The sequence below is a fragment of the Streptomyces amakusaensis genome (assembly GCF_039532665.1).
Taxonomy (GTDB): Bacteria; Actinomycetota; Actinomycetes; order Streptomycetales; family Streptomycetaceae; genus Streptomyces; species Streptomyces amakusaensis.
Genome location: NZ_BAAASB010000013.1, coordinates 190,664 through 212,879 on the forward strand (window position 1 = coordinate 190,664; position 22,216 = coordinate 212,879).

A 22,216-nucleotide genomic window follows, 5' to 3' on the forward strand; every position below is an offset into this window, starting at 1 on the left:
ACATGAGTGGCGGAGTTCAACCTCTATAGAGGAGTGATTCACTGTGCGTCAGATCCCTGTCGACACGTCCGCCGCGATGGTGATGGTCGCCCAGCCTCCGGCCCCGAAGATCGCGAACCGGCAGACCGGTGAGATCGCCACGGACCGCGAGACCGGCGTGACGCTGATGACGGTCGACGTCATGTTCGTGATGGACGGCAACGCCGAGATCCTGAACCTGACCGTGCCCCAGACCGGTGTCTCCGAGGAGCTGGCGATGGGGACCCCGGTCGCGCTGACCGGTGTGGTCGCCCGGCCGTGGGAGAACGAGTTCAACGGTCAGAAGCGCCACGGCATCAGCTTCCGCGCTGTCGCCGTCACCTCCCTCACCGCCGCGAAAGCGGCCTGACGATGACCGCCTTAATGGTCTCCCTCGCCCTGGTCGCCTCGGTCGCGCTGCTGCTTCGATGGCAGCGTCCGGCCTGGTACTGGATGACCTTCGGCATCCTCTTCGCGCTGGTGCGGGTCCTCGTCCGGTACGTCTCCGTGATGGACGCGTGCGGGCTGACCGTCCCGCCTTCGGGCTGGCGGCTGACGCTGGCACGGATGACCGGCCGACCGGTTCCTGAGTCGCGGGCTCCTCGGATTCTGCGGTTGCGGCCGACGCGCACAGGATTGGTGCTGCGGATCAAACTCCGGCCCGGTCAGGACGCGTTCGACTTCTCGGCGGCGTCGGACCGGCTGCGGCACTCGTTCGTCATGCGGAACGTCATCGCCCGGGAGATCCGCTCAGGGGTGGTCGAGCTCCGGATGACCGGGTACGACGTCCTCAAGCGAGTGCGGATGCCCACCGCGCCCGACAGCGGGGTGATGCGGGTTCCGGTCGCCATGCGGGAGGACGGGGAGATCTACTACCGCGACTACCGGCAGAGCCCGCACGCGCTGAACGTCGGTGCCACCCAATCGGGCAAGTCCGTCTATCAGCGCAACCTGGTCGCGGCCCTCGCCGCTCTCGATGTCGCCCTGGTCGGGATCGACTGCAAGCAGGGGGTCGAACTGGCCCCGCTGGCTCGCCGGTTCACCGCACTGGCCGACACCCCCGGCACCGCCGCCGAACTCCTCGACGCGCTTGTCGGGCACATGGAGGAGGTGTACCAGCTCATCCGGCGTGAACAGCGGCTGAGTGCGGACGTCCCGGACGCGGAGATCACCGCCGACATCTGGGACCTGCCTGATCACCTCCGCCCGACCCCGATCGTGCTGCTGGTCGATGAGGTCGCCGAACTCGCCCTGTTCGCCACGAAGGAGGAGGAGAAGCGCCGGGACCGGATCATCACCGCCCTGGTCCGCCTCTCCCAGCTCGGCCGGGCCGCCGGCGTCTATCTGGAGATCTGCGGGCAGCGCTTCGGCTCCGAACTCGGCAAGGGCATCACCATGCTCCGCGCCCAGCTCACCGGCCGTACCGCTCACCGCGTCAATGACGAGACCTCCGCCAACATGGCCTTCGGGGACATCGCCCCGGACGCCGTGCTCGCCACCATCCAGATCCCCACCGACCGGCCCGGGACCGCCGTCGTCGGCGACTCCTCCGGCGGCTGGGTCCGCGTCCGTACGCCGCACCTGACCCTGCGGCGGGCCGTGAACATCTGCAACGCCCACGCCCATCGCACCCCGGGGATTCCCGTGCTGGACGCCTTCCGGCCCGTCCTGCCGCCCCTGGCCAAGAGCCCGGCACCGGCCGGCGAAACGGCTCCGGCGATCGCCTGACATCCCCCGCTCCACGGTCGGCGCGACCGCCTCACGCCACGTCCCGGCCCCTCCCATGCCCAAAACCGGAAGGAGGCCCCTCGATGCGCTCGACACCGCGACCGGACGCCGTTCTCGTACAGGCCGTGATCGCGGGTGCGCTGTCCTTCGCCCACCTTCACGACCTCGCCGAAGCCGCCGGGCAGACCGGCTGGAAGGCGTGGGCCTACCCGGTCTCCGTAGACCTTCTCCTGGTCGCAGCCTGGCACCGCCTCCGGAGCCTGCGGGCGGAAGGCGAATCCGCCCGCTCAGCCTGGGTCTGGTTCATCATCGCCCTGGCCGCGTCGCTCGGCGCGAACATCGCCACCGCCGGGCTCCTCGACCTCAACGACGTGCCGGACTGGCTGCGCGTCCTCGTCGCCGGATGGCCCGCCCTCGCCTTTCTCGGCGGCACCCTCCTCGTCCACACACCAACGGCACCACAGGACACGGAGCCCGCAGCCGTCGAGCCGGAGCCGGAGCCGGAATCCGAGCCCGTACCCACCGCCGTCACCGTCCCTCCCGCGCTGATCGCTCACGCCCGCAAGGTCGCCGACGACCACCGCGCCCGCACCGGGACGCCGATCGACGCGGACACTCTGCGCGCCCGCCTCGGTGTCCCGCCCCCGATGGCCGATGCCATCGCCGCCCAACTCACCTGAAGGAGAAACGCCTCATGCCCGCACGTGCTCACTTCCACTCCGTGATGCGGATCGGACCGGTACAGATCGGCACCCACCGCGACCGCCACGGCCGCGCCAAGCACGCCGCCGTGTGCACCGCCGATCGCTGCGGCTGGTCCGCCGACTACTCCAGCTCCTCGGCCGCCCAGCTCGCCGCCCGCACCCACCGCTGCACGCCTCGCTGACTCGCCGATCCGAAGGAGAACAAGGAGAACAGCGTCATGGACGTCCCGCTCTGGCTCGCCCTGATCGTCGTCGCCGTCCTCGGCATCAAGCTGATCCGCCCGCCCTGGTGGCTCGTCGCCGTGATCCTCCTCGGCGGCTATCTCCTCGCCGGGAGCGTCTTCGCCCCGTTCATCGACCCGATCACCAAGTAGGGAGAACCGTCATGCTCCGACCGCGTGTCCCGGTCAATCCGCTCCCGACCAGCCACTTCACCCGTACCGACATCGAGCCCTCGGCCCGCGACCACACCCCGCCCGCCCGCCTCACCCCTGCCGGCCTCGTCACCCTCGCCGCCGGGGGCACCGGACTCGTGCTGATCGTCGGCACGGTCCTGGTCTCCATGCTTCTCGCCGTCGCGATCAGCGCGACCTCGGTCGCCGTCTGCGCCGTCGTCCTGCGTTCGCTCCTCAACGGGCAGCGCAGGCACCGCTAGTCAGGCTCCCGGGCGGCTCAACCGCCAAGTCTCCGCCGCCCGGGAGCCCCGCACCCGCCCAGTCCAGAGAACCGGAAGGCACTCGCACATCATGACCGACCACCACCACAGAACAGGCACCACGACCATAACCAGCCTGGACCCGGCCACCCTGAACGAGATGCTCCAGGTCGCCGCGTCCCCCGGCTTCGACCGCTGGCGCGAGCAGATCCACCGCACCGGCGGCTGCTCCCACCCCATCCATCTGACCGGCTGGACCCTCGCCCAACACAAGACCACCGGCGAGACCCTCCACCGCTACTCCACCGGCACCGAGCCCGGCGGACGGCTCCGCATCGCGTGCGGCAACCGCCGCGCCTCCCGCTGCCCGGCCTGCGCCTGGACGTACGCGGGCGACACCTACCACCTCATCCGCGCCGGCCTCGCCGGTGACGACCGCCGTGACATCCCGACCGCCGTCCGCGACCGCCCCCGCGTCTTCCTCACCCTCACCGCGCCCTCGTTCGGACCGGTCCACAACCGCCCCGGCGCTCGCCCCTGCCGCTGCGGTGTCCGGCACGCCGAGGACGCGCCCGAGCTGGGGACTCCGCTCGACCCCGCGTCGTACGACTACGCGGGCACCGTGCTCTTCAACAACCACGTCGGTCAGCTCTGGCAGCGCCTCACCACCCGTCTCCGCCGGGAGATCGCCGCCACGGCAGGTCTGTCACAGGCGGCGCTGAAGGAAGCCGTACGGCTCTCGTACGGGAAGGTCGCCGAGTTCCAGAAGCGCGGAGCCGTCCACCTCCACGCCGTGATCCGCCTCGACGGGCCCGGCGGCCCCGCCACCCCGCCTCCGTCCTGGGCCACCGCCGAACTCCTCACCCGCGCCATCCGGGCGGCGGCTGCCCACGCGTACACGACCGTCGCCGTCCCCGCTGCCGGTGATCAGCCGTTACGCCGACTGCGCTGGGGCACCCAGCTCGACACCCGGCCCATCGCGACCCTCGGCGACGGCTCCGACACCACCGAACAGGCCGTCGCCTCCTACATCGCCAAGTACGCCACCAAAGCCGCCGAGACCACCGGCAGTGTCGACCGGCGCATCGGCAACCGCGAAGCCCTGCTCCTCCTCGGCGTCCCCGACCACACCCGCCGCCTCGTCGAAGCCTGCTTCGACCTCGACCCGCTCCACCCCGATCGCCGGCTTCTCGCCTGGGCGCACATGCTCGGCTTCCGCGGCCATTTCTCCACCAAGTCCCGCCGGTACTCCACCACCCTGACCGAACTCCGCCGGGCCCGCGCCGACTACCGCGCCGCCCAGGAAGCCGAAGCCCAGGGGCGCGACGGGACCGAACCGGACACCGTGCTCGTACTCGCCTCCTGGCAGTACGCCGGACAGGGCCACACCGCCGGAGAGGCAGCCCTCGCCGCCTCCATCGCCCGGGGCATCCGGCTCAACCGCGAGACCGCCCGCGAGGCGCTGCGCGACCGACTCCCCCTGGAAGGGGTCGCGGCATGACCCCCGTCGCCACCGCCGAGCTGCTGACCGTGCCGGAGGTCATGGCACGACTCAGGATCGGACGCTCCACCGTCTACGACCTCATCCGCTCGCGCCGACTGACCTCGATCACCATCGGGCGGTCGCGCCGCGTGCCCGTCGAAGCCGTCCGGAACTTCATCAACCACGAGATGGAGGAGGCCGCGTGATGGCCACCTCGCGCAAGCGCAATCCCAACGGCGCGGGCACCATCACCGTGCGCAAGGACGGCCGCTACCAGGCCGCCGTCTACGTCCTCCAGCCGGACGGGACTCGCGCCCGGAAGTTCGCCTACGGCAAGACCTGGACCGAGTGCGACGCCAAGCGCCGCGCGCTGCTCGACAAGGTCGACAACGGCATCCCCGTACCGACCCGTTCGATGAAGCTCAGCGAGTGGCTGCCGTACTGGCTCAACCACATCGTCAGGCCGCACCGGAAGAGGACCACGGTCGCCAAGTACGAGGTGCACGTCCGGCTGTACCTCGTACCGATGATCGGCACCAAGAGGCTGGAGTCCCTCAGCGTCGCCGACGTGCGGCGGTTGCTCGCCCTGGTGGCGATGAAGAGCAGCGCCGCCACGGCCAAGGAGTCGCACCGCGTGCTGCGCACCGCGCTCACCGCCGCCGTCCGCGAGGAACTCGTGTCCCGGAACGTCGCGAGGCTCGTCGAGCCGCCGGCCGTCGCCACGCACGAGATCTCTCCCTGGTCGTTGGACGAGACGCTCGACTTCCTCGCCGCCGCCCGCGAGGACCCTCTCTATGCCGCGTTCGTGCTCGCCGTCGCGCTCGGCTTCCGCCGGGGTGAGGTCGTCGGTCTTCGCTGGGAGAACGTCGACCTCGACAGACGGGAGATCCGGGTCAGGACGCAGCGTCAGCGGGTCGCCGGGGAGGCGTACGAGGACGATCCCAAGGGGCGGCGGCGGAAGCAGACGCTTCCCCTTCCCGCCATCTGTGTGGCTCCCCTGCGCTGGCAGCGCATGAGACAGGCGGCCATGCGGGAGCGGGCCGGAGAGACGTGGGAGGAGAGTGGATACGTCTTCACCACGCGCAGCGGGAAGCCGGTCGAGCCGCGCAATCTGTACCGCTCGTTCACCCGGGTCGCGAAGAACGCGGGCCTGCGGGTCATCCGGCTGCACGACGCCCGGCACGGTACGGCGACGCTGCTCACCGCCGCCGGGGTCGCGCCCCGGGTGGTGATGGAGATCCTCGGGCACAGTCAGATCGCGGTGACGATGAATGTGTACGCGCATGTGGTCCAGGAGACGCAGCGGGAGGCCGTCAGTCATATGGACCGGCTGCTCAGGAGGCGTCCCCGGTCGTGAGTGATCGCCCCGGTTGATGTCAAAAGTGGATGTCAAAGGCCCCCCGCCATGATCGGCGGGGGGCCTTTGCACTGGTGGGCGCGGACGGTTTCGAACCGCCGACATCTGCTTTGTAAGAGCAGCGCTCTACCCCTGAGCTACGCACCCGTGGATGAGAGAACAGCGTACATGGCGGAGGGCCCTGCCTCGCAAACCCGTTCTCGCGGGTCAGGGGCGGGAGGGGGCAGGGGGCGGAGGTGAGGTGGGGATAGCCCCACCACGGGGAGGGTGGGCGGCAGGATCGTGGTGGGGGTGGGGGGCTCGTAGCGTGGGGGGACATTGGTTGGGGAACTGCTGGGGGAATGATCTTGATGGCCGCGAACACCGTCCGCACCGCCGTTGACCGTGACCGTGCTGCCGCTCGGCGCGGGTGGCTCGTCCGGGTCGCCGTGGGGGTCGGGGGTGGGGGGATGTTGGTCGGGGCGCTGGTGGGGTGTGGGAGTGCGGAGGCGGAGGAGGCGCCGGTGGAGCGGAAGGCGTTCGCGTTGGAGGGGGAGCGGCTGACGGTGGACAGTGACCATTCGGCGGTGGAGGTGGTGGCGGCCGATGTGGAGAAGGTGGAGGTGAGCCGGCAGATCGACGGGTGGGTGTTCGTCGGGAGCGGGCCGGAGGCCTCGTGGCGGATGGACGGGGAGCGGCTGGTGCTGCGGATGAGCTGCAAGGCGATCGCCAGTGACTGTGCGGGGCGGCAGACGGTGAAGGTGCCGCGGGGGGTCGCGGTGACGGTGGTGGATGAGAACGGGGGCGTGACGGCGTCCGGGTTCAGTACGCCGTTGAAGATCAATTCGGGGAACGGCGATGTGACGGTGCGGGACACGAGCGGGGCGCTCGACCTGACGAGTGACAACGGGACGATCACCACGGAGCGGGTCACGGCGAAGACCGTGCGGGCGGTGTCCGACAACGGGGAGGTCAGGATCGGGCTGAAGGCGGGGGCGGTGCCGGAGCGGGTGGAGACGGTGAGTGACAACGGGGGGATCAGGATCGATCTGCCGCGCGCGGGGGCTCCGTACGCGGTCACGGCGAAGAGCGACAACGGGACGGTCGACGTCGACCCGGCGGTCGGCTCGGGTGGGACGCGGGTGGTGAGCGCCCGGAGTGACAACGGGTGGGTGAAGGTGCGCGCCGCCGACTAGGGGGACGGCGGCCGGGGGATCTCGGCCCGTGTGTTCGCAGGTGCCAGGTGCGAGAATGTACCGGGTACGGCGACGCAGCACGGGAGAGGGATGTGACGGCGACACACACGCGGCCGCGGGCGGGAGCGACAGCGAGTGCCGTCGGGGATGTGCTGGCGCTGGTGTTGCTGCCGGTGCCGCTGGTGGCGGCCGTGGTGGCGGGGGCGTTCACCGGGGGTGGGTCGCGGCGGTGGTTCGGGGGGCGTGGGGAGAGTCGGCGGGCGGAGGCGCAGGCGGCGAAGGACGCGGCGGCGGCGGCCTTCTACGAGCTGGACTCCGCGCAGCGGGATCTGCGGATCTCGATCGAAACGATCACGGCGGTGGACAGCTCGGCGGGGGCGCGCCGGGCGGTGGAGGGTTTTGAGGCGCTGGGGCGGCGGATCGACGAGGTCAGTCACCGGTACATCGCGGCGGTCGACGCGCATGATCTCGACCGGGACGACCTTGAGCCGGCGGTCGCGTCGCGGGCGCGGGACGAGCTGAATCGGGCCGAGGGGGAGCTGGCCGGGGTCAAGGCGGAGCTGGACCGGTTCGGTGAGGGGCTGAGGCCGCTGCTGGACACGGCGGAGTCGCAGCTGGCCCGGCTCGCGCCGGCCGTGGAGCGGGCGAGAGCGGCGCTCCTCGCCGCGAGCAATGCTCTCGATTCGGTGCGGAGCTCCGGAATGCGGGCGGACTCGCTCGCCGCCCGGCTCGCCGCGCTCGCCCCGGAGCTGACGATGCTCAACCAGGGCGCGGGCCGGCACGGCGTCCCCGAGACGCTGCACCGCGCCGACCGGGTGCTGCGCGACGCCGAGGCGGTACGGACGGAGGCGGAGCGGCTGCCCGAGCGCGCGGCCGAGATCGACCGGCGGCTGGTGTCCCTGCGTACCCGCGCCGAGGCGCTCACCACGCGCGCCGGTTCCGTCGAACCGGTGCTCAGCGAGCTGCGCCGCCGTTTCAGCGCGGCCTGCTGGCAGGATCTTCAGCCGGTGCCCGAGCAGGCGTCGCTCGGTGTCCGGCAGGCCGTGGAGAAGCTCCGGGAGGCGGCCGAGGCGCGCGAGGAGCAGCGGTGGCCGGACGCGACCGCGCTGCTCGGCACCGTACGGGCGCTGCTGAACAGCACCGACGAGGCCGTGTCGGCGGCCGGGGACCGGCTTCAGCGGCTCAACGCCGTCGCGAAGGATCCGCAGCGGGAGATCGACCGCACGCGGTTCGCCCTGCGTGACGCGCAGCGGCTCGCCATGGCGGGACGGCACACCCCGGACCCCCGGCACGCCGGGCCGCTGGACGACGCGGTCGCCCGGCTGGACCGGGCCGTGGCCGCCCTGGAGGGCCGCCACCCCGACTACTGGCAGTTCCTCACCGAGAACGAGGCCGTCCGCGCCGACGCCGCCCGGGTGGTGGAGCGGATCAGGGAGGAGCGGGGCGCGGCCGGGGTGTAGGCAGTCCCGCCGGAGGCCGTGAGCAAGCCTCCGCGACCCAGGGAGAGTTCGGCGCGGAGCGCGTAGCCTGAGGGCATGCCCCGATACGATTTCCGCTGCCGCAGCTGCGGCGACACCTTCGAAGTGAACCGGCCGATGGCCCAGTCCTCCGACCCCGCCGTCTGTCCCTCGGGCCATGACGACACCGTCAAGCTGCTGTCCGCCGTGGCCGTCGGCGGGTCCGCGTCCGCGTCCGGCCCCTCCCCCGCTCCGGGCGGTGGCGGGGGCGGTGGCTGCTGCGGGGGTGGCTGCTGCGGCTGAGCCGAGCTGAGCCGAGCCGAGACGGCATGACGGCTCCGTGGGAACGGAGCCGTCAGCCGCCCAGATAACGGAGGACCGCCAGCACCCTGCGCGAATACCCCGTCGTCCCGCCCCCGGTCAGCCCCAGCTTGTCGAAGATCGCGTTGATGTGTTTCTCCACCGCGCTCCGCGACACCGACAGCCGCAGCGCTATCGCCCCGTTGGCGTGCCCCTGCGCCATCTCCTCCAGTACGTCCCGCTCCCGCGCCGTCAGCCGGGAGAGCGGGTCCGTTCGGCTGCCCCGGGTCAGCAACTGGCGTACGACGTCGGGGTCGAAGGCGGTCCGGCCCCGGCCCACCCGGTCCAGGGCGTCGAGGAACTCGTCGATCTGGACCACCCGGTCCTTCAGGAGATAGCCGACGCCGCCCGTGCCGGGGCCGCCCGCGTCGGAGGTCAGCAGCTCGGTGGCGTACCGCTTCTCCACGTACTGGGAGAGCACCAGCACCCCGACCCCGGGCCGCCGGCGGCGGATCTCCAGGGCCGCGCGGAGGCCCTCGTCGGTGTGGGTGGGGGGCATGCGGACGTCGGCGACGACGACGTCGGGGGTGTGGGCCTCGACCGCTTCGAGGAGTTGTTCGGCGTCGCCGACCGCCGCCAGGACCTCATGGCCCTCCTCGGCGAGGAGCCGCACCAGGCCCTCGCGCAGCAGGGTCGAGTCCTCGGCCAGTATTACGCGCACGGCAGCTCCGCGGTGATCGTGGTGGGTCCGCCGGGCGGGCTGTGCACCCCGAACCGGCCGTCGAGTGCGGCGACCCGGCTCGCCAGTCCGGTGAGGCCGCCGCCGGCGGGGTCCGCGCCGCCCGAGCCGTCGTCCTCGACGCTCAGCCGCAGGGTCGCGCCCTCGCGCCGCAGGCTCACTCCTATCCGGGTGGCTCCGGAGTGCTTGACCACATTGGTGACCGCCTCGGAGACCACGAAGTACGCGACGGTCTCCACCTGCCGGGCGGCCGGGGGCGTCACCTCGTACTCCACCCCGACGGGCAGCGGGGTCCGCTCGGCGACCGTCTCCAGGGCGGCGCGCAGCCCGGCCTCGTCCAGCACGGTGGGGTAGACCCGCCAGGCGACCTCGCGCAGTTCGGCGAGGGCGCGGCGGCTCTCCTCGTGGGCCTGGAGGAGGAGGGCGTCGGCGCGTTCGGGGTCGCGGCCCCGGCGGGCGCGGCCGAGGAGCATCCCGAGGACCACCAGCCGCTGCTGGACCCCGTCGTGGAGGTCGCGTTCGATGCGGCGTCGTTCGTCGTTGACCGCGTCCATGACCTCGGACCGGCTGGCGGCGAGCTGGGCGATCCGGCGTTCGAGCAGGTCCTGTCGGCTGGGGCCGAGGAAGCGGCGGGCCAGCGCGCTCTCCAGGAGGACGGTCCCGTAGACGCCCTGCGCGGAGAGGATCATGACGAAGAGGCCGAGGAAACCGGCTCCGACGACCGCCAGGGGGTGGTCGATCGTGGTGACGAACCAGCCGAAGAGGGCGAGCAGCACCCAGGAGAGCCCGGTGAGCGCGCAGCCGAGGATGAGGCCGCCGAGCAGGCCGAGCGGGATGCGGGCGGCGGCGTAGCGGGCGGCGCGGGCGGGATCGTGGGGCGCGGCGGGCGGCAGTTCGCGGAGGCGGTCCCCGTAGAACTTCTCCAGTCTGCGCAGCTCGATTCCGGTCACCCGGGTCGCGAGCGCGGCGAGGACGCGGGAGGCCGCCGGGCGTCCGCGCGGCAGGGCCAGGGCCGGGAGCAGGGCCACCCCCGCGAAGAGTGCGAGAATCAGATCAAGCACGGCGGTGGCGGCCCCGACGGTCAGCCCTGCCGCGTAGCGCGCACTCCGTGCCGCGACCGCTCGGCCGGCCACCCGGTCCACTGCTTTGTCCATGACCGGTCACGCTAGCCGGTCGCCCCGGTCCGCACACTGGGGTGCACCGCAGGGAAGCCTGTGGCGTACTTCAGTCTTTCTTCAGCTGCGGTCTTCTACCGTGAGAGGCATGCATTCCATGATCATGAGCAGCGCTGCGGCTAACGAGAGCAGTGCTCCGGGTTTCGTCACCAACCTGATGGACACCCTGGGAGCGCCGGGGGCGGGTATCGCCATCGCGCTGGAGAATCTCTTCCCCCCGCTGCCGAGCGAGGTGATCCTGCCGCTGGCGGGGTTCGCGGCGAGCACCGGGCAGATGAATCTGTACGCGGCTCTGCTGTGGACGACGGCGGGCTCGGTGGTCGGCGCGCTGGCGCTGTACGGCATCGGGGCGCTGCTGGGGCGCGACCGTACGATCGCGCTCGCCTCGAAGCTGCCGCTGGTCAAGGTCTCGGACATCGAGAAGACGGAGGCGTGGTTCGCCAAGCACGGCACGAAGGCGGTGTTCTTCGGGCGAATGATCCCGATCTTCCGATCGATGATATCCGTGCCGGCCGGCGTCGAGCGGATGCCGATCCCGATCTTCCTCGCGCTGACGACGCTGGGCAGCGCGATCTGGAACACGATCTTCGTGATGGCCGGATATCTCCTCGGGGAGAACTGGACCGAGGTCACCGAGTACGTCTCCACCTACTCCAAGGTGGTGCTGGTGGTGGCGGTCCTCGGCGTGCTGGCCTTCATCGGGCTGCGGGTCTTCAAGCCGGGCGCGGGCAGCCGGCGCAGGTGATCCCCGGCTGAGGGACAGACCCCGAGGCCCGCCCTCCGGCTTTCCGGAAGGCGGGCCTCAGCCGTACCCCGGAGGTCAGGCGGCCAGGAAGCGGCGGAGGATCTCCTCGCCCGCCGCGACGCCCTTCTCCGCCAGGAGTTCCACATGGGGTGCGCTCCAGGCGGTCTCGGCGAGTTCGCCGTGGGCGGGACGCCAGGCGCGGTCGGCGGCGAGGAGGAGATCGGCGTCGAGGAGGGAGTCCCCGGCGGCCAGCACCCGGTCCGCGCCGACGCGGTGGGCGATCTCGCGGACGGCGGCGCTCTTGGTGAGCGGCCGGGGCACCGCGTAGACCTTGCGGCCCTGGAGCGAGACCGACCAGCCCCGGCCGTCGGCCCACTCGGCCAGCTCTTCGAGCCACTCCTCGGGCATCCGCGCGCGTTCGACGACGAGATAGGCGAAGAGATCCTCGGCGGTGCGCTCCTTGAGCAGCCAGGCCGGGTCGGCGACGGCTCTCAGATGAGCGCGGATCTCGGCGAGCGGCGCGCACTCGCCGGCGAGCCGGCGGGCGATCCGGCGCTGCCAGTCCTCGTCGGAGACGCCGTCGACGAGGAGGTGCCCGCCGTTGGCGCAGACCGCGTACGCGGGCGGGGGGCCGGGGAGGCGGATGCGGCCGTACTGCTCGCGGGTGCGGGTGGTGGCGGGCACGAAGACGGTCTCGGCTGCGAGCCGGGGCAGCAGCCCGGCCGCGGTCTCGGTGACGTACGAGAGCGGTCGGGACTCGTACACCTCGACGCAGAGCAGCCGGGGGGCCAGCGCGTCGGGGCCGGTGAGGTGGAGGGCTCCGGCGGAGTAGATGAGCGTACGGTCCAGATCGCTGGCGACGAGGGTGCCGGAAGTGCCGAGGGTGGCGGGGGTGCTCACAGGGCCGTCACCGCCGTGCCGTCCGCGCCGGTCGCGCCCCGGGTGTAGCGGGGGTGGATGAGTCCGACACAGCTGTACGGGAGTTCCCCGACCTCCTCGACGGGGACGCCCCGCTGGGCGGCCAGCAGCCGTACGTGGTCGAGGTCGGCCCCCGCCCCGGCGCGGGCGAGGATCTTCCAGGGGACGCGCCGCAGCAGTACCCGGGTGGTCTCGCCGACGCCCGGCTTCACCAGGTTCATGTCGTGGATGCCGTACTCCTCGCTGATGCGCTCGACGGCGGCCCACCCCTCCCAGGTGGGGGTGCGGTCCGCCGACAGCCGCTCGGCGGTGTCGGCGGCCACGGCGTCGGCGACCTCGGCGAAGCGGGCGGCGACGGTGTCCAGGAAGTGGCCGGAGAGGTCGGTGTCCGCCAGCTCGCGGTAGAACTTCGCGCCGTGGAAGTCGTCCGGGCCGACGAGGTCGGAGCGGAGGACCGTACGGGAGATCAGCCCGGAGACGGTGGAGTTGAGGCAGGCGGAGGGGATGAGGAAGTCCTCGCGGGTGCCGTAGGTGCGGACGCAGCCGCCGGGGTCGGCGAGAACGGCGATCTCCGGGCTGAAGCCCTTGAACTCGGCGGACTCCGCGAGCGCGGCGGTCAGTTCGCGGGTGATGGCCCCCTTGCCGGTCCAGCCGTCCACGAAGACGACGTCGGCCGGGTCGTGGTGGTCCCGGAGCCAGCGCAGGGCGTTGGCGTCGATGCCGCGGCCACGGACGATGGAGACGGCGTAGTGCGGGAGGTCCAGGCCGTGACGCCACTGGGCCCAGCGGCGCATCAGGATGCCGACGGGGGTGCCGGCGCGGGCCAGTGAGACCAGGACGGGCCGGGCGGAGGCGGTCTCGGCGAGGACGGTCTCGGTGACGGCCCCGACGGCCCTGGCGATCCGGGCGGCGGAGCCGTCCAGCGCGGTGTGGAACAGCTTCTGGTACTCGGCGCTGGGCTGGTACTCGACGGGGAGCGATTCGGCGTAGTGCGCGCCACCGCTCTGTATCGCCTCCTCGCGCTCCTCGGTGGGGGCCTCCAGCTCGGCGTCCGAGAGGTCCTGGAGCAGCCAGCCGACCTCGGCGGGGGCGTAGGAGGAGAAGCCGGGGCCCCGGAGCGGGGCGGGGAGGCGCGCGGCGGACGTGGACCTCGAAGGTGTCGGGGCCGGGGTCGGCTCGGGCTTCATGGCGGGCCCTTCGGGTACGTGGCTGGGCACGACGGCGAGCAGCACCCGCGGCACATGGGCGGCGAGCCGGGAGATCAGACCGCCGGGGGCGTGGAGCGCGGGGGTGTCGGCGGCCGAGTCGACGACGGCGACGACGGCGTCGAATCCGCCGCCCGCGACGTTGTAGGCGTAGCGCTCGCCGGGGCCGTCGGCGGGGTCGTCGTGGGCCGGGAAGGCCAGCCGGGTGCGGATGGCGTAGCCGGGGTCGTCCACGGTGAGGACGGGTGAGCGGGTGGTGGTGGAGTAGCGGACCTCGGCGTCGGTGAGCCGCTCCAGGGCGGTGCCGAGGCGGAGGGGGGCGTACATCAGCTCCTCGAAGCCGAGGACGAGGACGCGGCGCGGCGGGGGTGTGCCGGGGCTCCCGCCGGGGACCCGGCCGCCCTGGCCCTGGCCCTGGCCCTGGCGAGGTCCCGGGCTCAGGCTCAGGGCTTCGGCGAGGCGGGCGGCCATCGCGGGGAGGGCCTCCTCCAGCCGGTCGCGGTGGGCGGGGAGGAAGCCGTGCCGTCCGCCGTCGGGGAGGCCTGCGGGCCAGCCCAGGTCGACCCGCCGCACGGGTGACGCGCCGGCGGAGGAGGCGGGGGCGGGCTCGGGAGCGGGCTCGTACCGGGCCACCAGGTCCTGGCCCCGGGCCAGCACGTCGCCGGGGAGGCTGACGGTGCCCGAGGCCAGGGCTATCAGATCGACCCTCGCGCCGATCTCCTCGGCGAAGGACTCCAGCCGCCGGCGGTCCGCCGCCGAGCGCATGTCGACCAGCGCCACGATCACATAGCGCTCGCGCGGGAAGACGCGGTGCAGCTCCCGGACGGTCCCGAGGACCGTGCTCCCGGTGGAGAACTCGTCGTCCACGAGGACCAGCGGTCCCGGGCGGGTCAGCAGGCCCGGGTCGGCCGGGAGGAGGAGGTGCGAGGTGGCGTGGGAGTGGGCCTCCTCGAAGCCGCCTGCGGCCGTCGTGCCCGGGACCGGGCGGCGGGTGGAGTGCAGGTAGGGGGCGAGCCCGACGCCGTCCGCGACCGAGTGGCCGAGCGCGGTCGCGGTCTCCGCGTAGCCGACGACGACCGCGCGGGCGGCGTCCCCGTCGCCCAGCAGGGCGCGCACCCGCAGGCCGAGGCCGTGGCCGGCCGCGTGCACGACGGCGGGCGACGTGGGCACATGCTTGCCCAGCACCTGGGAGACCAGCAGATGCGCCCGCTTGGGGTTGCGGCGCAGGGCGAGCCCCAGCAGCTCGGGGAGCCGCTCGTCGCCCTCCAGGCCGATCCCCAGCCGCTCCGCGACCCATGTACCCGACCAGACCACCGTGGCGCTCTCTTCTCTCTTCGTCGGCCGGGGGTCCGTCCGCCCGGCCGTCGTCCTCGCCGGCGGCCCGCTCGCGGGTCCGCCGGTCACTGCCATTCTCCGGCCGCCGTCATCGGCCGGTCACCGCCGTCCGCCCGGCACCATGGTCATTCGCCGGTGATACCGGCCGTGAGCAGCTCCACGAAGCCGATCTCCTCCCTGGCCACGCCGAAGGCCTCGGCGCGCAGCAGGGTGCGCTCGGCCCAGGCCCGGTGCGGCTTCACCTCGTTCATCTTGTTGGTGTACGAGGAGCGCAGCACCCCGCCGCCGCCCTGTTCGGGGCGGAGGATGTCCTGGGCGTCGCTGTACTCCTCGTGACTGACGACCGACAGCGCGTGCACGGGCAGGACGTGCGAGGGGTGGATGCAGGTCTTGCCGGTGAGCCCGTTGGCCCGGTCCAGCTCTATCTCGCGGAGCAGACCGTCCAGGTCGTGTTCGATGAGGGTGTTGCGCACGGCTTCGGCGCTCACCTCCAGGAAGGGGCTGCGCCGCAGCTGGGGCTTGAACATGCGCTCCTGGCGGCGGAAGTACTCCCAGACCGGTCCGGTGACGGTGTAGCCGGTGCCGTCCGCCCGGCCCAGCACATTGACCACGTCGCCGATGACGGAGGCGACGATCTGGACGTCGTACGCGGTCATGTCGGGCGAGCGGCGCAGCCCGTAGGCGGAGCAGAAGTCGGTGACGCCGAGCCGCAGGGCCAGTACCCGGTCGCGGTACTTGTCCACGGTGCGGGCGATCCCGGCGAGGGTCTCGGCGCGGGACTCCAGGTGGAGCAGTTCGGGGGATTCCAGGACCGGCATCGCGAAGAGCCGGTGGCCGGCGGTGGCCTCGGCGGCGGTAAGCGCCTCCAGGAAGGGGACGCCCCGCTCTTCGGTGAATTTGGGAAGGACGAAACCGGACAGTCTTCGGATGGTGTGGCCGAGTCTCCGTGTGAGATCGGGGATCTGGGCGGGCTCGCGGACGCGGATGAAGAGCAGCGGCAGCTCCCCGCCGCGCTCGTCGAGGTCGGCGAAGTGGTGTACGAGGTTCTCCTCGGCGTCGGCCACCTCGGCGTCGGCGATGGAGTCCTCCAGGCAGAGGACCATGGAGACCACTCCGCTGCCGATCTGTTTGCGGATGTCGTCGGCGAGCCTCGGGCGGGTGGCGGGGCTGTAGAGCGTGGCTCCGAGGGCCGCCGCGAGTATCCGGGGCGAGGAGGCGGCGGTGAACTCGCCGGGCTGGCGATGGAACAGCCGTTCGCGAACGGTGGGCGAGATTTGCCCGAAATGATGCATATGACTCCCCCGTGCTGCCGGGCGGCCCGCCCTACTGACGTGGCCGGTAATAGTACGTACAGATGTGTGTCATCAGTTCCCGGAGTCCGTGAACTCCAGGTAACACCTGAATGCTCTCCATATGTACCCCACGGGAGCCGGGGACCGCTCACCCCGCCCGCCGGGGAGCGGCGGCCCCCGGCACGTGCGCCGCATTGTCCGGGCCACCCCCGAGAAGGCAGGATGACGGGCATGACGCACGCGATGATGAAGGGCTCGAACGTTCCGCTCCACGCCACCGCGGTACGCGCCGTACTGCGCTGGACCCCGGGCCCCGGCCTCCCCGATGTGGACGCCTCGGCCCTGCTCCTCGGCCCCGACGCACGCGTGCGATCCGACGAGGACTTCGTCTTCTACAACCAGCCGCGCCACCCCTCGGGGCTGGTACGACGGCTGTCGAAGAAGCGGGTCGGCGACCAGCTGACGGACACCGTCGAGGCGGATCTCGCCTCGCTCGACCCTTCCGTGGACCAGGTGGTGCTGGCCGCCTCCTCGGACGGCGACACCTTCCGGCAGGTGCACGACCTGCGGATACTGCTGTACGACGCGGCCCTGGCCGAGGGCGAGCCACTGGCCGTCTTCGATGTGCGGGCGGAGACCGGCCAGGAGACCGCGATCATCTGCGGCGAGCTGTACCGCCGCGGGGACAGCTGGAAGTTCCGCGCGGTGGGGCAGGGGTATCCGACCGGTCTGGTCGGCCTCGCCACCGAGTTCGGCATCTCGGTGGACGAGAACGCGGGGGCCGCGGAGGAGCCGGGCCCGATGCCCGCGCCCCCGGCACGGCCGCCGGCCGCGCCCGCCCCGGCGTACGGCCATCCGCCCGCCGTGCCCGAGCGGCCCGCCGCCGATCCGGCGCGGCCCGCCTACGGATATCCCCAGCCGGACCCGGGCCGGGGCCGGACCGGCTACGGCTATCCGCAGCCGGCCGCCGCCTTCGTCCCCGATCCGGATTTCCGGCTGCCGCCGATGGGGCCTCAGTTCATCCGGCCCTGAGCCGTCCGGCCACGAGCCGTCCGGCCGCGAGCCGTCCGGCCGCGAGCCGTCCGGCCGCGATCGGCCCGGAGCCCCGGCGGGCGGGATCACACGGGCGCGTCCTACGCCCGGGTCTTGTAACCGCGGCCCCACTGGAGGCCCCAGCCGTAGAGTCGGTCCAGCTCCGCCTGGAAGCCGTAGACGAATTTGACCTCGCGGCGGACGACCAGCTCCCCCTTGATGTTCTCCAGGGAGAACACCGCGCACGAACGGGCCTGCGGGGCCTGTTCGTCCAGCTCTATCTCCACCCGGGGGCCGCTGCTGGGGTAGAGGGTCACCAGGGCGTGGGTGCGGTCGAAGGCCGGCGTCTGGTCGTAGATGTAGACGAAGAACAGCAGCCGCTTGATCTCGGCGTGGTGATCGAGATTGACGTAGATCGTCTCGCCGGTGCCCGAGCCGAACCGGTCGTCGCCGCTGAGCCGGACGTACGGCGGCTCATTGGCCGAGCCGAGGAAGTCCCCGAGCGGCTGGACCACGCCCTTGCTGCCGTCGGCCAGCTCGTAGAGACAGCCGAGGTCGAGGTCGACATTGACCATGCCCTGGGTGTGCGCCTGGACCACTTCCGGCTTGAACAGCTTGAAGGGGTGCCGCAGCAGCTGTCCGCCCTGCCGTGATTTGCCCCCGAAGTCGGAGGCGCGCATCCGCCAGGAGAGATTGACGCGCAGATGGCCGGTGGCCGCCCCCTGCTTGGTGAGCGACACCGAGGGCCGCCGCCGCGTCAGGGCGATGGAGTTGGCCCCGACACCCATGTCGAACTGCGCCGATCTGCTCTGCCACAGGCTGTCCCAGAAGGCCATGCCCCGCCCCCAGTCCTCTCGTCGAACCCCACCCGAACGCTTGCGCGCCGCGCGGGGCGGCCCGAGGACGCCGCCTCGAACCCGCCCCGCTCAGAGCGTTCCTCATTCCACGGCCGGTCACACCCCGGCGACGGAGTGTGGCTCAGGCTTTTTCCTCCAGCACCTTCTGCCGGGCCGCGATCGCCCGGTTCCGCCGGACCGAGGACCAGAAGGACCAGCCGATCAGGGCGACCCCGACGAGACCGGTGATCACCTCGGGGATCTCGTACTGGATGGACACCAGCAGGATGACAGCCAGCGCGCCGATCGCGTAGTGCGCGCCGTGCTCCAGATAGACATAGTCGTCGAGGGTGCCCTCGCGGACCAGATAGACGGTGAGCGAACGGACGTACATCGCGCCGATGCCGAGGCCGAGCGCCATCAGGACGATGTCGTTGGTGATGGCGAACGCGCTGATGACCCCGTCGAAGGAGAAGGAGGCGTCGAGGACTTCGAGATAGAGGAACATGAAGAAGGCCGCCTTGCCGCCGATGGCGACGGCCGTGACCTTCTTGCCGCTGCGCCGGGCCTTCTCCTCCTCCTCGTGCTCGCGCTCCTCCTCGTCCTCCAGTTTCTTCTCGAAGTATCCGGAGAGTCCGCCGACGACGAGATAGGTGATCAGGCCGGCCACGCCGGAGAGCAGTACCGTCTCCACCTTGTCGGCGTGTCCGCCGCCGTGCTGATGGGCGCTCTTGGCGAAGGTGGTGGCGCTGATCAGCAGCACGATCAGGGCGATGCAGGCCGAGAGCATGTCGACCTTGCCCAGCTTCGCGAGGGGCCGCTCCAGCCAGGCGAGCCACTTGATCTCCCGGTCCTCGAAGACGAAGTCAAGGAAGATCATCAGAAGGAACATGCCACCGAAGGCGGCGATCGACGGATGGGCGTCGGTCACCAGTTCCTGGTATTTGTCCTTGTCGTTCAGCGCCAGTTCAACAGCCTCGATGGGGCCGAGCTGGGCGCTGACGGCGACGATGAGGACGGGGAAGACGAGCCGCATGCCGAATACGGCGATGAGAATGCCGATGGTGAGGAAGATTTTCTGCCAGAAGGCATTCATCTTCTTCAGGATTCCGGCGTTGACGACCGCGTTGTCGAAGGAGAGTGAGATTTCGAGGATGGACAGGATCGCGACGATCCAGAACCCCGCCCATCCGCCGTAGAGCACCGCTGCGACCAAACCCAGCGCGGTGACCGCGAAGGACCAGCCGAAGGTTTTCAGAACCACTGGCACCCAATCGTTTCCGTGGGGGCCCTCCCTGACGGATCCTCAAGGGAGGGACTCCCCCGCGCCGAGTGCGGGTTTCCCGCTCCGTGCGCGGATTTATGAAACATTGACCCCGAAGTCTAGAGCGATGCCCTGCAGGCCCGACGCGTACCCCTGGCCCACCGCGCGGAATTTCCACTCGGAGCCGTACCGATACAGCTCACCGAAGATCATCGCGGTCTCGGTGGAAGCGTCCTCGCTCAGGTCATAACGCGCCAGCTCCTGGCCGTCCGCCTGATTGACCACCCGGATGAAAGCATTGCTGACCTGGCCGAATGCCTGGCCTCTTCGGTCGGCGTCATGAATGGAAACCGGAAAAATGATCTTGTCCACCCCGGCCGGCACCTCGGTGAGGTTCACCAGCAGCGACTCGTCGTCGCCGTCGCCCAGACCGGTGAGATTGTCGCCGGTGTGCTCGACGGAGCCCTCGGGGCTCTTGAGATTGTTGTAGAAGACGAAGTACTCGTCGCCCAGGACCCGGCCGCCGCCGCAGAGCAGCGCGCTCGCGTCGAGGTCGAAGTCGGCCCCGGTGGTGGTGCGGACGTCCCAGCCGAGCCCGATCAGCACCTGTGTGAGGTTCGGTGCGGCCTTGGAGAGGGAGACATTGCCTCCCTTGGCGAGCGTGACGCCCATGATCTGGATCCTCCTCGACGACAGATGTGACGACAGATGCGCCGGATGCCCGCCGCCGCGCCCGGTGAGGGACGCGGCGGCGGGCGGTGCCGGACCCCGCGACGGGGACCGTCCGGTCAGACGTTGACCCCGAAGTCCTGCGCGATGCCGCGCAGGCCCGAGGCGTACCCCTGGCCGATGGCGCGGAACTTCCACTCCGCGCCGTTGCGGTACAGCTCGCCGAAGACCATCGCGGTCTCGGTCGAGGCGTCCTCGCTCAGGTCGTAGCGGGCCAGCTCGACATTGTCGGCCTGGTTGACCACGCGGATGAACGCGTTGCGGACCTGGCCGAAGGACTGGCTGCGGCTCTCGGCCTCGTAGATCGAGACCGGGAAGACGATCTTGTCGACATCGGCGGGGACACCCGCCAGATTGACCTTGATCTGCTCGTCGTCGCCCTCGCCGGCGCCGGTGAGGTTGTCACCGGTGTGCTCGACCGAGCCGTCGGGGCTCTTGAGATTGTTGAAGAAGACGAAGTTTCCGTCGTTGGCGACCTTGCCCTCGGCGTTGGTCAGCAGAGCGCTGGCATCCAGGTCGAAGTCCGTGCCGGTGGTGGTACGGACGTCCCAGCCCAGGCCCACGAGAACGGCCGTCAAACCGGGCGCGGCCTTGGTCAGCGAGACGTTGCCGCCCTTGCTGAGGCTGACTCCCACGAGTCCCTCCATTGGTGTTCAGGGGCAGCGCCCCCATGGTGCGTCGGTGTTCGGATCAACGAGTGGATCCTAGTGACCGGTTCCCGCGCGAGACAGGCTTTGGCGCGGGCGGTCGTGGCGGCCCCGGGCCGGCCGAAGGATCCGGGGGCGGTCAGAGCGCCTTGAGCGCGGCGATGTACTCGTTCAGGTCACGGGCGTCGGGGAGGCCGTTGACGACGCTCCAGCGGACGACGCCCTCCTTGTCGATGACGAAGGTGCCGCGGACCGCGCACCCCTTCTCCTCGTCGAAGACGCCGTACGCCCGCGAGACCTCGCCGTGCGGCCAGAAGTCCGAGAGCAGCGGGTACTCCAGACCCTCCTGCTCGGCGAAGACGCGCAGGGTGTGGATGGAGTCGTTGGAGACGGCGAGGAGCTGGGCGTCCTCGCCGACGAACTTCGGCAGCTCGTCGCGGAGCTCGCACAGCTCGCCCGTGCAGACGCCGGTGAAGGCGAAGGGGTAGAAGAGGAGGACCACATTCTTCTCGCCGCGGAACTCGGCGAGGCTCACCGTGCGCCCGTGGTTGTCCTTGAGCGTGAATTCGGGGGCCTTGGTGCCGACCTCGATCGCCATGGCGGGTGGATCCCTTCGATGAGTCCGTTCGGGTGATGGGTCCACCCTAGGGGACCCACAGGGCACTCCGGGGTGTGCCGAGGCCCCCTCCGGGCGATGCCCGGAGGGGGCCTGGAACTCATGTCCCGGTTCAGGATCCAGGACTCACTCTCTGTGACTGCTCAGCGCTTGGGGGCCACCAGCCTGCTGCCGGCCCAGTCCTTGGCCACGCTGATGCTCTTGGTCTGAGAGAGCCCGGCGGTCTGGGCGGCCTCGCTGATGTCGCTTGGCTCGACGTACCCGTCCCGGCCGGTCTTCGGAGTCAGCAGCCAGATGAGACCGCCGTCCTCCAGAAGACCGATGGAGTCCACCAGTGCGTCCGTCAGATCTCCGTCCTCGTCGCGGAACCAGAGGACGACCACGTCGGCGACGTCGTCATATTCCTCGTCCACGAGATCCTGGCCGGTCACGGACTCGATGCCTTCGCGGAGATCCTGGTCGGCGTCGTCGTCGTAGCCGATCTCCTGGACCACCTGTCCGGGCTCGAACCCCAGCCTCGCTGCTGGGTTGGTCCGCTCCTCCGCGTGGTCCGCGGTCGCGCTCACGGCTTGCCTCCTGATCATGTTCGGTAGATGCTGCGGCCCCGCGCGTACGCGTGGCGTTGGCCGTAGTCCACACGGGCGGGGCGGATCGCGCAAGTACCCGGCCGTCCAGACCGCCGAAACGGTGATGTTTGCGCCCGTCTCGACGCAACTCCAGACACGTTCGGCCACGACCCGTGCAATGTGCCACACCATTCGGACTTGTTTGCCACTTTACGTCCACAGAGCGGCGCGATCGGAACC

General features: G+C 71.1%; 25 protein-coding genes and 1 tRNA gene. 14 read left to right on the forward strand and 12 right to left on the reverse strand.

Annotation, left to right across the window (positions count from 1 at the left end; genetic code table 11):
* The first annotated feature begins 43 nt into the window (after positions 1 to 43).
* The 9 genes from ABD371_RS23675 to ABD371_RS23715 all read left to right on the forward strand — a co-directional run bounded on the left by ABD371_RS23675 (position 44) and on the right by ABD371_RS23715 (position 5,945).
* Positions 44 to 388: an SCO3933 family regulatory protein gene (locus ABD371_RS23675; RefSeq protein WP_344479918.1), complete on the forward strand. Its 345-nt coding sequence runs from the start codon at positions 44 to 46 to the stop codon at positions 386 to 388.
* Between the two features lie 2 nt (positions 389 to 390).
* On the forward strand, positions 391 to 1,746 hold the full coding sequence (locus ABD371_RS23680; RefSeq protein WP_344479920.1) for an FtsK/SpoIIIE domain-containing protein: 1,356 nt from the start codon (positions 391 to 393) through the stop codon (positions 1,744 to 1,746).
* Positions 1,747 to 1,829: 83 nt separating this feature from the next.
* Positions 1,830 to 2,426 (forward strand): DUF2637 domain-containing protein, encoded by a 597-nt coding sequence (locus tag ABD371_RS23685; RefSeq protein WP_344479921.1) that lies wholly within the window; start codon positions 1,830 to 1,832, stop codon positions 2,424 to 2,426.
* Positions 2,427 to 2,440: 14 nt separating this feature from the next.
* Positions 2,441 to 2,632, forward strand: coding sequence for a mobile element transfer protein (locus ABD371_RS23690; protein ID WP_344479923.1), 192 nt, complete (start codon positions 2,441 to 2,443; stop codon positions 2,630 to 2,632).
* A 36-nt stretch (positions 2,633 to 2,668) separates the two neighbouring features.
* Positions 2,669 to 2,824: a hypothetical protein gene (locus ABD371_RS23695; RefSeq protein ID WP_344479924.1), complete on the forward strand. Its 156-nt coding sequence runs from the start codon at positions 2,669 to 2,671 to the stop codon at positions 2,822 to 2,824.
* Between the two features lie 11 nt (positions 2,825 to 2,835).
* On the forward strand, positions 2,836 to 3,105 hold the full coding sequence (locus ABD371_RS23700; RefSeq protein WP_344479926.1) for a hypothetical protein: 270 nt from the start codon (positions 2,836 to 2,838) through the stop codon (positions 3,103 to 3,105).
* Between the two features lie 91 nt (positions 3,106 to 3,196).
* Entirely contained in the window at positions 3,197 to 4,606 is a 1,410-nt protein-coding gene (gene repSA, locus ABD371_RS23705; protein WP_344479927.1) for a replication initiator protein RepSA, read from the forward strand.
* Positions 4,603 to 4,794, forward strand: coding sequence for a helix-turn-helix domain-containing protein (locus ABD371_RS23710; protein ID WP_344479929.1), 192 nt, complete (start codon positions 4,603 to 4,605; stop codon positions 4,792 to 4,794). Before repSA ends, ABD371_RS23710 begins: the two co-directional genes overlap by 4 nt.
* The gene (locus tag ABD371_RS23715; protein ID WP_344479930.1) at positions 4,794 to 5,945 is read left to right on the forward strand and encodes a tyrosine-type recombinase/integrase; all 1,152 of its coding nucleotides are present in this window, start codon (positions 4,794 to 4,796) and stop codon (positions 5,943 to 5,945) included. The genes ABD371_RS23710 and ABD371_RS23715 overlap by 1 nt, the downstream gene beginning before the upstream one ends.
* 72 nt (positions 5,946 to 6,017) lie before the next feature.
* Here ABD371_RS23715 and ABD371_RS23720 read toward each other — a convergent pair.
* Positions 6,018 to 6,092 (reverse strand) — tRNA-Val (locus ABD371_RS23720).
* Positions 6,093 to 6,394: 302 nt separating this feature from the next.
* Between ABD371_RS23720 and ABD371_RS23725 the strand changes: the two genes are divergently transcribed.
* The 3 genes from ABD371_RS23725 to ABD371_RS23735 all read left to right on the forward strand — a co-directional run bounded on the left by ABD371_RS23725 (position 6,395) and on the right by ABD371_RS23735 (position 8,880).
* Positions 6,395 to 7,120 carry a DUF4097 family beta strand repeat-containing protein gene (locus ABD371_RS23725; RefSeq protein ID WP_381734202.1) on the forward strand — a complete coding sequence of 242 codons (726 nt, stop codon included), beginning with the start codon at positions 6,395 to 6,397 and terminating at the stop codon, positions 7,118 to 7,120.
* A gap of 92 nt (positions 7,121 to 7,212) precedes the next feature.
* Positions 7,213 to 8,580 carry a hypothetical protein gene (locus ABD371_RS23730; protein ID WP_344479934.1) on the forward strand — a complete coding sequence of 456 codons (1,368 nt, stop codon included), beginning with the start codon at positions 7,213 to 7,215 and terminating at the stop codon, positions 8,578 to 8,580.
* A 75-nt stretch (positions 8,581 to 8,655) separates the two neighbouring features.
* Complete coding sequence (locus tag ABD371_RS23735; RefSeq protein WP_344479935.1) at positions 8,656 to 8,880, forward strand: FmdB family zinc ribbon protein; 225 nt, start codon at positions 8,656 to 8,658, stop codon at positions 8,878 to 8,880.
* A gap of 52 nt (positions 8,881 to 8,932) precedes the next feature.
* On the opposite strand, the gene ABD371_RS23740 is transcribed toward ABD371_RS23735, so the two are convergent.
* Together ABD371_RS23740 and ABD371_RS23745 are read right to left on the reverse strand one after the other, a co-directional pair.
* The gene (locus tag ABD371_RS23740; protein WP_344479937.1) at positions 8,933 to 9,598 is read right to left on the reverse strand and encodes a response regulator; all 666 of its coding nucleotides are present in this window, start codon (positions 9,596 to 9,598) and stop codon (positions 8,933 to 8,935) included.
* Positions 9,589 to 10,770, reverse strand: coding sequence for a sensor histidine kinase (locus ABD371_RS23745; protein WP_344479938.1), 1,182 nt, complete (start codon positions 10,768 to 10,770; stop codon positions 9,589 to 9,591). Before ABD371_RS23745 ends, ABD371_RS23740 begins: the two co-directional genes overlap by 10 nt.
* 118 nt (positions 10,771 to 10,888) lie before the next feature.
* Between ABD371_RS23745 and ABD371_RS23750 the strand changes: the two genes are divergently transcribed.
* Positions 10,889 to 11,536, forward strand: a complete 648-nt coding sequence (locus ABD371_RS23750; RefSeq protein ID WP_344480033.1) for a DedA family protein — start codon at positions 10,889 to 10,891, stop codon at positions 11,534 to 11,536.
* A gap of 75 nt (positions 11,537 to 11,611) precedes the next feature.
* Here the strand turns inward: ABD371_RS23750 and ABD371_RS23755 are convergent, their stop codons facing one another.
* From ABD371_RS23755 to ABD371_RS23765, 3 genes are all read right to left on the reverse strand, one after another.
* Positions 11,612 to 12,436, reverse strand: a complete 825-nt coding sequence (locus ABD371_RS23755; RefSeq protein WP_344479940.1) for an HAD family hydrolase — start codon at positions 12,434 to 12,436, stop codon at positions 11,612 to 11,614.
* Entirely contained in the window at positions 12,433 to 14,973 is a 2,541-nt protein-coding gene (locus tag ABD371_RS23760; protein WP_344480035.1) for a phosphoribosyltransferase, read from the reverse strand. Before ABD371_RS23760 ends, ABD371_RS23755 begins: the two co-directional genes overlap by 4 nt.
* A gap of 146 nt (positions 14,974 to 15,119) precedes the next feature.
* Complete coding sequence (locus tag ABD371_RS23765) at positions 15,120 to 16,286, reverse strand: HpcH/HpaI aldolase/citrate lyase family protein (protein WP_344479942.1); 1,167 nt, start codon at positions 16,284 to 16,286, stop codon at positions 15,120 to 15,122.
* Positions 16,287 to 16,508: 222 nt separating this feature from the next.
* Between ABD371_RS23765 and ABD371_RS23770 the strand changes: the two genes are divergently transcribed.
* Entirely contained in the window at positions 16,509 to 17,318 is an 810-nt protein-coding gene (locus ABD371_RS23770; RefSeq protein WP_344479943.1) for a TerD family protein, read from the forward strand.
* Between the two features lie 101 nt (positions 17,319 to 17,419).
* Here the strand turns inward: ABD371_RS23770 and ABD371_RS23775 are convergent, their stop codons facing one another.
* The 6 genes from ABD371_RS23775 to ABD371_RS23800 form a co-directional block, all read right to left on the reverse strand.
* A complete protein-coding gene (locus ABD371_RS23775; RefSeq protein WP_344479944.1) occupies positions 17,420 to 18,154 on the reverse strand; it encodes a TerD family protein in 735 nt (244 codons plus the stop codon).
* 142 nt (positions 18,155 to 18,296) lie between these two features.
* Positions 18,297 to 19,418 (reverse strand): DUF475 domain-containing protein, encoded by a 1,122-nt coding sequence (locus ABD371_RS23780; protein ID WP_344480037.1) that lies wholly within the window; start codon positions 19,416 to 19,418, stop codon positions 18,297 to 18,299.
* Positions 19,419 to 19,514: 96 nt separating this feature from the next.
* Positions 19,515 to 20,090 carry a TerD family protein gene (locus tag ABD371_RS23785; RefSeq protein WP_344479945.1) on the reverse strand — a complete coding sequence of 192 codons (576 nt, stop codon included), beginning with the start codon at positions 20,088 to 20,090 and terminating at the stop codon, positions 19,515 to 19,517.
* Positions 20,091 to 20,206: 116 nt separating this feature from the next.
* Positions 20,207 to 20,782 carry a TerD family protein gene (locus ABD371_RS23790; protein WP_190122009.1) on the reverse strand — a complete coding sequence of 192 codons (576 nt, stop codon included), beginning with the start codon at positions 20,780 to 20,782 and terminating at the stop codon, positions 20,207 to 20,209.
* Between the two features lie 151 nt (positions 20,783 to 20,933).
* On the reverse strand, positions 20,934 to 21,392 hold the full coding sequence (locus ABD371_RS23795; RefSeq protein WP_344479947.1) for a peroxiredoxin: 459 nt from the start codon (positions 21,390 to 21,392) through the stop codon (positions 20,934 to 20,936).
* A gap of 161 nt (positions 21,393 to 21,553) precedes the next feature.
* Positions 21,554 to 21,976: a DUF3052 domain-containing protein gene (locus ABD371_RS23800; protein ID WP_190122011.1), complete on the reverse strand. Its 423-nt coding sequence runs from the start codon at positions 21,974 to 21,976 to the stop codon at positions 21,554 to 21,556.
* Between the last annotated feature and the right edge of the window lie 240 nt (positions 21,977 to 22,216).

Bases quoted from the DNA above. Each gene is read 5' to 3' on its own strand.
- ABD371_RS23680 (WP_344479920.1), top strand. From the start codon at position 391: ATGACCGCCTTAATGGTCTCCCTCGCCCTGGTCGCCTCGGTCGCGCTG.
- ABD371_RS23685 (WP_344479921.1), top strand. From the start codon at position 1,830: ATGCGCTCGACACCGCGACCGGACGCCGTTCTCGTACAGGCCGTGATC.
- ABD371_RS23690 (WP_344479923.1), top strand. From the start codon at position 2,441: ATGCCCGCACGTGCTCACTTCCACTCCGTGATGCGGATCGGACCGGTA.
- ABD371_RS23695 (WP_344479924.1), top strand. From the start codon at position 2,669: ATGGACGTCCCGCTCTGGCTCGCCCTGATCGTCGTCGCCGTCCTCGGC.
- ABD371_RS23700 (WP_344479926.1), top strand. From the start codon at position 2,836: ATGCTCCGACCGCGTGTCCCGGTCAATCCGCTCCCGACCAGCCACTTC.
- repSA (WP_344479927.1), top strand. From the start codon at position 3,197: ATGACCGACCACCACCACAGAACAGGCACCACGACCATAACCAGCCTG.
- ABD371_RS23710 (WP_344479929.1), top strand. From the start codon at position 4,603: ATGACCCCCGTCGCCACCGCCGAGCTGCTGACCGTGCCGGAGGTCATG.
- ABD371_RS23715 (WP_344479930.1), top strand. From the start codon at position 4,794: ATGGCCACCTCGCGCAAGCGCAATCCCAACGGCGCGGGCACCATCACC.
- ABD371_RS23725 (WP_381734202.1), top strand. From the start codon at position 6,395: ATGTTGGTCGGGGCGCTGGTGGGGTGTGGGAGTGCGGAGGCGGAGGAG.
- ABD371_RS23735 (WP_344479935.1), top strand. From the start codon at position 8,656: ATGCCCCGATACGATTTCCGCTGCCGCAGCTGCGGCGACACCTTCGAA.
- ABD371_RS23745 (WP_344479938.1), bottom strand. From the start codon at position 10,770: ATGGACAAAGCAGTGGACCGGGTGGCCGGCCGAGCGGTCGCGGCACGG.
- ABD371_RS23750 (WP_344480033.1), top strand. From the start codon at position 10,889: ATGATCATGAGCAGCGCTGCGGCTAACGAGAGCAGTGCTCCGGGTTTC.
- ABD371_RS23765 (WP_344479942.1), bottom strand. From the start codon at position 16,286: ATGCATCATTTCGGGCAAATCTCGCCCACCGTTCGCGAACGGCTGTTC.
- ABD371_RS23770 (WP_344479943.1), top strand. From the start codon at position 16,509: ATGACGGGCATGACGCACGCGATGATGAAGGGCTCGAACGTTCCGCTC.
- ABD371_RS23775 (WP_344479944.1), bottom strand. From the start codon at position 18,154: ATGGCCTTCTGGGACAGCCTGTGGCAGAGCAGATCGGCGCAGTTCGAC.
- ABD371_RS23785 (WP_344479945.1), bottom strand. From the start codon at position 20,090: ATGGGCGTCACGCTCGCCAAGGGAGGCAATGTCTCCCTCTCCAAGGCC.
- ABD371_RS23795 (WP_344479947.1), bottom strand. From the start codon at position 21,392: ATGGCGATCGAGGTCGGCACCAAGGCCCCCGAATTCACGCTCAAGGAC.